Here is a 9243-nt window from a genome sequence, read left to right as displayed (position 1 = left end):
GGGTAGAAGCGCACCTCGCCGGCGCGGTTGCCGGCCGCCCTTGCCTGCGCGGTTGCCGGCCGCCCTCGCCGGCCGTCGTCGTCGGCGCCGTCTGGTGCCTTCCGTCGGGAGTCGCATCGACTCACCACTCGACCTCTTCGACCACACGGTCGAGTCGATCACGGCGCTCGAGGTTCTGATCGGCACCCTGCCGGAGTCGGCGTCCCCCGCGGACCTCGACAAGGGATTCAGTCTCGGCATGGGCGCCTACGTGGGCGAGGTGATCGTGCGCCACGGCACGGACGCGCACTGGACCTAGGACGCCGACCAGCGCACCGCCGCGGTCCAGAGCGCCCAGTTCGGCGCCTACCCGGTCTTCAAGGTGTCCAAGCGCTTCACCCTCGGTCCGGAGCACTCCCTGGTCCAGTTCGTCCGGGCGGCGATCGACGACGAGCTGCCGCCTGAGGCCCGCGAGCTCCCCTGAACCTCGCGCTCAAAACCTCCGGCCGAGGGTGTTGACACCCCGCCCGACCCGCCCCTAATGTCCTCGCTCATACGTAAGAGCAACCCTCCGCACCGTCGCGAGCCGCTGCTCATACGTATGAGCAGAACATGCGCAGCAGATGCGCGGTGATCCACCTCGACGAAGCGGAAGGGATCTGGCATGGGACACGCACGATCGTTCGGGCGGCGCGTTTCAGCGCTGGTCGTCTCACTCGTCCTGCTCACCTCGGCCTGTGCGGGCGGCTCGTCGTCCGGCGACGGGACCGCGGGCGGGCGCGACGACACGATGATCTACGGCAAGACGGACGGCGGCACCACGTTCGTCCACAACTACAACGTGGTGGGCCCCGCGGTCGACAAGGCGCCCAACATGGAGCTGGTCTACGAGCCGCTCATGCGCGTCGACTACAGCAACGGCGCCGTGGTCGAGCCGTGGCTCGCAGAGAGCTGGGAGTTCGACGACGCCGGCACCACGCTCACGGTCCACCTGCGCGACGGCGTCACGTTCTCGGACGGCGAGCCCTTCACGGCGGACGACGCCGTCTTCTCGCTGAACCTGCCGATCGAGCAGCCGGAGTTCTCGATCGCGGGCGTCACCTACGAGAAGGCCGAGAAGGTGGACGACCTGACGTTCACGGTCACGTTCGCGGAGCCGTCGTTCGCGACGGTCAAGCAGTTCGCCAACATCCTGCTGCCGATGGTGCCGGAGCACATCTGGCGCGACCAGGACCTCAACACCTGGACCAACCCGGAGCCCGTCGGCACGGGGCCGTTCACGCTCACCGAGTTCAAGCCGCAGCAGGTCACGCTCACCGCGCGCGACGACTACTGGGGCGGCGAGCTGCCCATGTCGACCTACAAGATCATCCCCACCAGCGCGGACGCCGCCAAGGCGCAGCTCCTGCGCGGGGACATCGACATCGCGCAGGGCTCCTGGGCCAACGGCGAGCAGGAGTACACGGCCAAGGACCCGGAGCACAACCTGTATCAGCTCTACCCGAACGGCGGCGCGATGTCGGCGATGTTCAACGCCGGCCGGCCCCCGTTCGACGACGTCCACGTGCGCCGCGCGCTGGCCATGACCATGGACCGCACCGCGATCACCACCACGCTCCAGCGTCCCGGCACCGAGGCCGGACCCACCGGGCTGAACGCAACGGTCTACGCCGACTGGATCAACCCGGAGCTCGCCGACCCGTGGCCCGTGGACGCCGAGGCCGCGAAGGCCGAGCTGGCCGACGGCGGCTGGACCGTCAAGGACGGCGCCCTCGTCAAGGACGGCGAGAGCTACGAGCCCACCATCCTGTTCAACAACGACTGGGCCTGGGGCAGCTACGCCGACATCCTCATCAACGGCTGGCGCGACACGCTCGGCGTCGAGGTCAAGCCCGCCGGGCAGCCCACCGCGGGCTACTACGACGCGATGAACCTCGGCGACTTCGACATCACCGCGGCGTCCACGGGCGGCGCCGGCATCTACGGCGTCTACGGCTTCCTGGACGGCGACTTCGTGGTGCCTGTGGGGGAGAAGGCGACGCTCAACCAGGGCCGCTTCTCCAACCCCGAGGCCGACGAGATCATCGCGGCGATGGAGAGCACCGACGACGAGGCAGAGCTCAAGGAGCTGGGCCTGCGGATGCAGGACCTCGTCGTGGACGAGGTGCCGTTCAGCCCGCTGTACGACAACTTCTACTTCGTCGAGATCAACGCGACTCGCTGGTCTGGCTGGCCGACGCCGGACAACTTCGACCACATCCCCTTCGTCGGGATGGGGCCGGACCTCATCCTCACGCTGCTCGGCCTCGAGCCGGCGGAGGGCTGACCATGACGACGACGGAGGCGCCCGCGCCGGCTCACCCGGCGCCGGGCGGCCAGCCCGCGGCCGTGCGGGCGGTGCGCCGCTGGGGGTTCCTGCTGCGCCGGCTGGGCTTCTACGTCGCGGCGGCCGCCGCCGCGATCGTGCTCAACTTCCTCCTGCCGCGCCTGATGCCGGGGGACCCGTCCTCCGCGATCGTGGAGGAGCTGCAGCGGGTCAGCGGGCAGCAGGTGCCGCCGGAGACCCTGGAGAGCATCCGGGCGATCTTCGGCGACCCCGACCAGAACCTCGGCGAGCAGTTCCTCGGCTACCTGGGGCAGCTCGCCCGGTTCGACCTCGGCGTCTCCGTCGTCAACTTTCCCGTGCCCGTCAGCGAGCTCGTGCTGGAGGCCCTGCCCTGGACGCTCCTGCTGGTCGGCACCACCACCGTGCTCGCGTTCGTGCTCGGCACCGGCCTCGGCGTGATCGCCGGCTGGAAGGCCGGCAGCCGGCTCGACTCGATCCTCACGCCCCTGACGGCGTTCCTGTCGTCCGTGCCGTACTTCTGGGTCGCGCTGCTGGCCCTGTGGGTGTTCGGGTTCGTGCTCGGCTGGTTCCCCCTGTCGGGCGGCTACGACGCCAACCTCGCCGAGGGCTTCAACCTGCCGTTCCTCGCCTCGGTCATGCACTACGGGGCGCTGCCCGCCGCGACCATCGTGTTCTCCGCGTTCGGCGGCTGGCTGCTGGGCATGCGGAACATGACGGTCACGACCGTCCGGGAGGACTACGTGCTGCTCGCCCAGGCCAAGGGCCTCTCCCGCGGCCGCGTCATCCTGCGCTACGCCGCGCGCAACGCCATGCTGCCGAGCTTCACCGGCTTCGCCATGGCGCTCGGCGGCGTCATCGGCGGGGCGCTGCTGACCGAGACGGTGTTCAGCTATCCCGGCATCGGCTATCTGCTGTTCGAGTCCCTCAACAAGCGTGACTACCCGATGATGCAGGGGGTCTTCCTCATCGTCACGCTCGCGACCCTGCTCGCCAACCTCCTGGCCGACTCGCTCTACGTGGTGCTCGACCCCCGCATCCGGGAACAGGGGTGAGCGCCATGAGATCAGGACTGCTGAAGGGCTGGAAGGTCCGCGTCGGCCTCTCCGTCATCGGCTTCTTCGTGCTCCTCGCGCTGCTCGGGCCGTGGCTGACGTCGAGCATCCCCGGCCTCGACCCGCGCGCCAACGACCTCACGGCCATCGGCCTGCCGCCCAGCGCCGAGCACTGGCTCGGCACCACCCAGTTCGGCCAGGACGTGCTGGCCCAGACCATCGAGGGCGCCCGCGGCTCGCTGTTCGTCGGGTTCCTCTCGGCGGTGATCGGCACGGCGCTCGCGATCCTGGTCGGGCTGCCGGCCGGGTACTTCGGCGGCCGCACCGACTCCTGGCTCAACTTCCTGTCCAACCTGTTCATCGTCATGCCCGTGCTGCCGCTCATCCTCATCGTCGCCGGGTACATGCAGGGCACGGGGCTGTGGGTCATCGCGCTGATCATCGGCTTCTTTGGCTGGTCGGGCGGCGCCCGCACCATCCGCGCCCAGGCCATGAGCGTGAGCAACCGCGACTTCGTGCTCGCCATGCGCACCCTCGGCGAACCACACCACCGGCTGCTGTTCCACGAGGTGTTGCCGCACCTGACCGGCTGGATCGCCGCGATGTTCCTGTCGGGCGTCATCGGCGGCGTCATGGCCGAGGCGGGACTCGCCTTCCTCGGCATCTCCGACTCCGGCGCGATCAGCTGGGGCACCATGATCCAGGCCGCCCAGCAGCAGAGCGCGGTGCTGCGCGGCATGTGGTGGTGGTTCGTGCCCCCGGGCCTGTGCATCGCCCTGGTCGCGACGGCGGCGACGCTCGTGAACTTCGGCGTCGACGAGCTGGCCAACCCGAAGCTGCGCACGGTGCGGCGCTCCGTGGTGCGCCGCACCCAGGACCGCGCCGCCGAGACCGCCGCCGAGACCGCTGCCGAGACCTCCGTGGGGAGCGATGCCTGATGGTCACCCAGTTCGTGCCTGAGACCGAGCAGTCCGACGCCGAGAGGGACACCACCAGCACCACGGGCGACGTCCTGCGCGTCACCGGCCTGACCGTGGAGTACGTGACCGACGGCGACCCGGTGCGCGCCTGCGCCGACGTCACCTTCACGCTGCGCCGCGGCGAGATCCTGGGCGTCGCCGGCGAGTCCGGCTCCGGCAAGTCGACCCTGATCACTGCCCTCACGAGGCTGCAGCGGCCGCCCGCCGTCACCACCGCGGGCAGTATCGTCTTCCAGCCGCGCGACGGCGGCGCTGCCGTCGACCTGGTCACCGCGAGCCCCAAGGCCCTGCGCGCGCTGCGCTGGACCTCCCTGTCGATCGTGCTGCAGAGCGCCATGGACGCCCTGAACCCCGTGATGCGGCTCGGCGCGCAGTTCGCCGACGCGCTCCGGACCCACGACCGGTCCCTGAGCAAGGACGCCGCCTGGGCGCGCGCCGCCGAGCTGCTGGCGACAGTCGGCATCTCCGGGGACCGGGCGCGCAGCTACCCGCACGAGCTGTCGGGCGGCATGCGGCAGCGCGCCAGCATCGCGCTGGCGCTCGCGTGCGGCCCGGAGCTGGTGGTCATGGACGAGCCGACGACGGCGGTCGACGTCGTCATGCAGCGGCAGATCCTGGCCCAGGTGCTGCGGCTGCGCCGGACGCTGGGGTTCGCCGTCGTCTTCGTGACGCACGACCTGTCCCTGCTGCTGGAGCTCGCCGACCGCATCGCCATCATGTACGCCGGGCGCATCGTGGAGCTCGGCACCGCGCGGGAGCTCTACGACGACCCGCGCCACCCCTACACGCGCGGGCTGCGCGACTCGTTCCCGCCGCTGCACGCGCCCCTGACGCGGCTCACCGGGATCCCCGGCACGCCGCCCGACCTGCGCCGTCCGCCGTCGGGCTGCCCGTTCCACCCGCGGTGCGCGGACCGCTTCGAGGGGTGCGACACGCACCTGCCGGAGCTCGTGACGAAGGGTGGGCACGCCGTCGCGTGCCGGCTGCACGACCCGACCGCGCGACCGGACCCGGCACCTGACTCGGCGTCCGGCGTCGCGTCCGGCCCGGCGTCCGTCCGCACCGAAGGAGGATCCCGATGACCGCGACCACCGTTCCCGCGCCGTCCGCCCCCGGCGCCCCCAGCGCGGACATCCCCGTGCTGGAGGCCGTGGACGTGACCAAGCACTTCGAGGTGCGCTCGGCCGTGGGCGCCCGCTCGGTGGTGCGCGCCGTGGAGGGCGCCTCGCTGGCGCTGCACCGCGGCAGGGTGGTCGCGCTCGTGGGGGAGTCGGGCAGCGGCAAGACGACGCTGGCCCGGCTGCTGGCCGGCTTCTACACGCCCACGAGCGGCGAGATCGCGCTGGAGGGCGAGCCCGTGCGGCAGCGGCGCGGCCGCGTGGAGCGTGAATATCACAAGGACGTGCAGATCGTCTTCCAGGACCCGTTCGGCTCGCTGAACCCGCTGCACCGGGTGCGGCACAACCTGGAGCGCCCCCTCAAGCTGCACCACGGGGTGCGCGGCAAGGCGGAGCTGGACCGGCGGGTGCGGGAGCTGCTGGAGCGCGTGGCCCTGACGCCCGCCGAGCAGTACGTGGACAAGTTCCCGCACGAGCTCTCCGGCGGGCAGCGGCAGCGCGTCGTCATCGCCCGCGCGCTGGCCGTGGAGCCCAAGGTGCTGCTCGGCGACGAGCCCATCTCGATGCTCGACGTGTCCATCCGCCTGGAGATGCTCAACCTGCTCGACCGGCTGCGCACCGAGGACGGCCTGGCGCTGCTCTACATCACGCACGACATCGCGAGCGCCCGCTACCTGTGCGACGACATCGTGGTGATGTACGCCGGGGAGATGGTCGAGGGCGGGCCCAAGGAGCAGGTCATCGCCGACCCGCAGCACCCGTACACGCGGCTGCTGGTGGAGTCGTCGCCCGACCCGGGCCGGGGCGCGCGTGACCGGGAGGCGTTGTTCGACGCCGACGCCGACGGCCTGGGCGAGCCGCCCAGCCTCATCGACCCGCCGGCCGGCTGCCGGTTCCACCCGCGGTGCCCGTTCGCCATGGACGTGTGCCGCACGCAGGCGCCGCCGCGCACCGACCTCGGCGAGGGCCGCTGGGCCCGCTGCTGGCTGCACGCCGCCGACCGCACCACCGCACAGGAGAACGAGTGACCACCACCCCGCGCCGCGCCCGGGCGCCCCGCCAGTCCGACGTCGCGCGCCTGGCCGGCGTCTCGCAGTCCGCCGTGTCCCGCGTGATCGGCGGGGACACGGACGCCGCGCGCATCCCGGAGGCCACGGTCCGGCGCATCCAGGACGCGATCAAGGAGCTGGGCTACGTGCCCAACCCGACGGCGCGCAAGCTGCGCACCGGCCGTAACCGCCTGCTCGGCGTGCACACCTTCGAGGCGGTGTTCCCGCGGGCGCGCGAGGACTTCTACTTCGAGTTCCTGCTCGGCATCGAGGAGCGGGCCGAGGAGATCGACCACGATCTGGTGCTGTTCACCTCCACGGGCGGCAGTGACGGACGCCGCCGCGTCTACCGCGACGGCGTGAACCGCCTCAACGTGGCCGACGGCGCGGTGCTGCTCGGCGTCGCGGCCGACCGCGCGGAGCTGGCCCGGCTGGAGGCCGACGGCTACCCGTTCGTGCACATCGGCCGCCGTGAGGTGCCCGGCACGCGCATCACGTGCGTCGTGCCCGACTACGAGTCGGCCGCCGCCGCGATCGTCGACCGCCTCGCCGACCTCGGGCACGAGCGGGTCGCCTACCTGCGCGCCGGCATCGAGGAGGAGTCCTACGCGGACCGGCGGCGGGGCTACGAGTCCGCCGTCGCGCGGCGCGGCCTGCGGGACCTCTCGCCCGCGCGCCCCGGCCTGGAGGACGGCGCTCTCGACGCCGCCTGGCTCGACGCGGTCGCCGCAGGCGAGGTCACCGCGGTGGTCGCCGACGCCGAGTGGCTCGCCCACCCGCTCGCCGAGCAGCTCGCCACCCGCGGGCTGACCGTGCCGCGCGACGTCTCCGTCGCCGTGCTGGAGGGCGTGGCGCCCGACGCCGCCGTGCGCTGGGACTGCCTGCAGATCCCGCGCCGCGAGGTGGGCCGCCTCGCCATCGACACCCTCGTCGGCATGCTCGACGAGCCCGGAGAGCCGGTCGCGGACGTGCTCGTGGAGTGCGTCGTCGTCGACGGAGAGACCGTGGCCGCGCCGCCGGCCGGACCAGCAGCACCGACGAAGGGGAACCCTGGATGAGCGCGGGCATGAGCGCGGGTATCGGCGAGCGCAAGACGGACGTGCTGATCGTGGGCGGCGGCATGGGTGGCGTGGCCGCCGCACTGACCGCGGCCCGGCTGGGCCGGCGCGTGGTGCTGACCGAGCCCACCGACTGGCTCGGCGGCCAGCTCACCGCGCAGGCCGTGCCCCCGGACGAGCACACCTGGATCGAGGAGCGGTACGCCCCGCCCGGGTACGCCGAGCTGCGCCGTCGGGTGCGCGACTACTACCGGCGCAACTACCCCCTGACCCCCCGCGCCGCCGCGGACCCCCTGCTCGACCCCGGACTCGGCATCGTCAGCCACCTGTGCCACGAGCCACGCGTCGCGGCCGCCGTGCTGGAGGAGATGATCGCCCCCTGGCGCGCCGGCGGGCAGATCGAGCTCCTGCTGTGCCACGACCCCGTCGCCGCCCACACCTCCGGCGACGAGGTGGACGCCGTCACCCTGCGCGACACCCGCGACGGCCACGAGACCACCGTGCACGCCGACTACGTCGTGGACGCCACCGAGCTCGGCGACCTCCTGGAGCTCGCCGACGTCGAGCACGTCATCGGCGCCGAGGGCCGCGACGAGACCGGCGAGCCGCACGCCCCCGCCGTCGCCGACCCGTTGGACCAGCAAGCCATCTCCTGGTGCTTCGCGCTGGAGCACCGGCCTGGCGAGGACCACACCGTCGACCGCCCCGCCGGCTACGCGTACTGGCGCACCGCCGTCGCACCCTTCTGGCCCGGCCCGCAGCTCTCCTTCGACGACGTCGTGCCCATCACCCTGCAGCCGCGCACCTCGCGCCTGTTCGAGGCCGACCACGCCCGCAACGCCCACTTCCCGCTGTGGACCTTCCGCCGCGTCCTGGCCCGCGAGAACTTCGCCGACGGCGCCGTCCGCGACGTCACGATCGTCAACTGGCCCCAGATCGACTACTGGGCGGCGCCCCTGCTCGGCCCCGGCGTCGACGACGCCGCCCGCGCGGCGGCGCTCGCGGGCGCGCGCGACCTGTCGTTCTCGTTCCTGCACTGGCTCCAGACGGAGGCGCCGCGGCCCGACGGCGGCACGGGCTACCCCGGCCTGCGCCTGCGCCCCGACGTGACCGGCACGCCCGAAGGCCTGGCCAAGACCCCGTACATCCGCGAGGCCCGCCGCATCAAGGCGGAGCTGACCGTCACCGAGCAGCACGTGGGCGTCCAGGCGCGGCCCGACGGCGCGGGCAGCGAGGTCTTCCCCGACACCGTGGGCCTGGGCCGCTACCGGATCGACCTGCACCCCAGCACGGCCGGCCGCACCTACGTGGACATCGAGGCGTACCCGTTCCAGGTGCCGCTCGGCGCCCTCGTGCCGGTGCGGGTGGAGAACCTGCTCCCCGCCGGCAAGAACATCGGCACCACGCACATCACCAACGGCTGCTACCGGCTGCACCCCGTGGAGTGGGGCATCGGCGAGGCCGTCGGGGCGCTCGTCGCGTTCTGCCTCGACCGCGGCCTGCCGCCCCGCAAGGTGCGCAGCGACCCCGAGCGGCTCGCCGACTACCAGCGCCTGCTCACCGACACCCTCGGCATCACGCTCGCCTGGCCGGACCACATCCGCACGCACCGCGACTGAGGGGGAGGTGATCAGAGGCAGGTGACCGAACTCGCCGAGAT

Annotated in this window: 8 protein-coding genes; all 8 read left to right on the top strand. The window is 72.4% G+C overall.

Translation table 11 applies throughout. The features are described 5' to 3' along the window. Positions 1–298 (top strand): hypothetical protein (locus ACFWEJ_RS23675; protein WP_377231634.1); only part of this gene is annotated, 298 nt, incomplete at its 5' end. A gap of 345 nt (positions 299–643) precedes the next feature. After that, positions 644–2305 (top strand): ABC transporter substrate-binding protein, encoded by a 1662-nt coding sequence (locus ACFWEJ_RS23670; protein WP_377231633.1) that lies wholly within the window; start codon positions 644–646, stop codon positions 2303–2305. Between the two features lie 2 nt (positions 2306–2307). Then, positions 2308–3378 carry an ABC transporter permease gene (locus ACFWEJ_RS23665; protein ID WP_377231632.1) on the top strand — a complete coding sequence of 357 codons (1071 nt, stop codon included), beginning with the start codon at positions 2308–2310 and terminating at the stop codon, positions 3376–3378. Positions 3379–3383: 5 nt separating this feature from the next. After that, entirely contained in the window at positions 3384–4316 is a 933-nt protein-coding gene (locus ACFWEJ_RS23660) for an ABC transporter permease (RefSeq protein WP_377231631.1), read from the top strand. Beyond that, complete coding sequence (locus tag ACFWEJ_RS23655; protein ID WP_377231630.1) at positions 4316–5440, top strand: ABC transporter ATP-binding protein; 1125 nt, start codon at positions 4316–4318, stop codon at positions 5438–5440. Before ACFWEJ_RS23660 ends, ACFWEJ_RS23655 begins: the two co-directional genes overlap by 1 nt. Further along, positions 5437–6504 (top strand): ABC transporter ATP-binding protein, encoded by a 1068-nt coding sequence (locus tag ACFWEJ_RS23650; RefSeq protein WP_377231629.1) that lies wholly within the window; start codon positions 5437–5439, stop codon positions 6502–6504. The genes ACFWEJ_RS23655 and ACFWEJ_RS23650 overlap by 4 nt, the downstream gene beginning before the upstream one ends. Next, on the top strand, positions 6501–7583 hold the full coding sequence (locus ACFWEJ_RS23645) for a LacI family DNA-binding transcriptional regulator (protein ID WP_377231628.1): 1083 nt from the start codon (positions 6501–6503) through the stop codon (positions 7581–7583). Before ACFWEJ_RS23650 ends, ACFWEJ_RS23645 begins: the two co-directional genes overlap by 4 nt. Positions 7584–7591: 8 nt before the next feature. Next, positions 7592–9202, top strand: coding sequence for an FAD-dependent oxidoreductase (locus ACFWEJ_RS23640; protein WP_377231627.1), 1611 nt, complete (start codon positions 7592–7594; stop codon positions 9200–9202). Positions 9203–9243 lie beyond the last annotated feature (41 nt).

The organism is Promicromonospora sp. NPDC060204, assembly GCF_042728455.1.
Lineage (GTDB): Bacteria > Actinomycetota > Actinomycetes > Actinomycetales > Cellulomonadaceae > Promicromonospora.
Note: the sequence above shows the minus strand (reverse complement) of the source record. Positions and strands in the feature narration are given on the sequence as shown.

Excerpts from the sequence above, each read along its gene's own strand:
- ACFWEJ_RS23670 (WP_377231633.1), top strand. The coding sequence starts at position 644 with ATGGGACACGCACGATCGTTCGGGCGGCGCGTTTCAGCGCTGGTCGTC.
- ACFWEJ_RS23665 (WP_377231632.1), top strand. The coding sequence starts at position 2,308 with ATGACGACGACGGAGGCGCCCGCGCCGGCTCACCCGGCGCCGGGCGGC.
- ACFWEJ_RS23660 (WP_377231631.1), top strand. The coding sequence starts at position 3,384 with ATGAGATCAGGACTGCTGAAGGGCTGGAAGGTCCGCGTCGGCCTCTCC.
- ACFWEJ_RS23655 (WP_377231630.1), top strand. The coding sequence starts at position 4,316 with ATGGTCACCCAGTTCGTGCCTGAGACCGAGCAGTCCGACGCCGAGAGG.
- ACFWEJ_RS23650 (WP_377231629.1), top strand. The coding sequence starts at position 5,437 with ATGACCGCGACCACCGTTCCCGCGCCGTCCGCCCCCGGCGCCCCCAGC.
- ACFWEJ_RS23640 (WP_377231627.1), top strand. The coding sequence starts at position 7,592 with ATGAGCGCGGGTATCGGCGAGCGCAAGACGGACGTGCTGATCGTGGGC.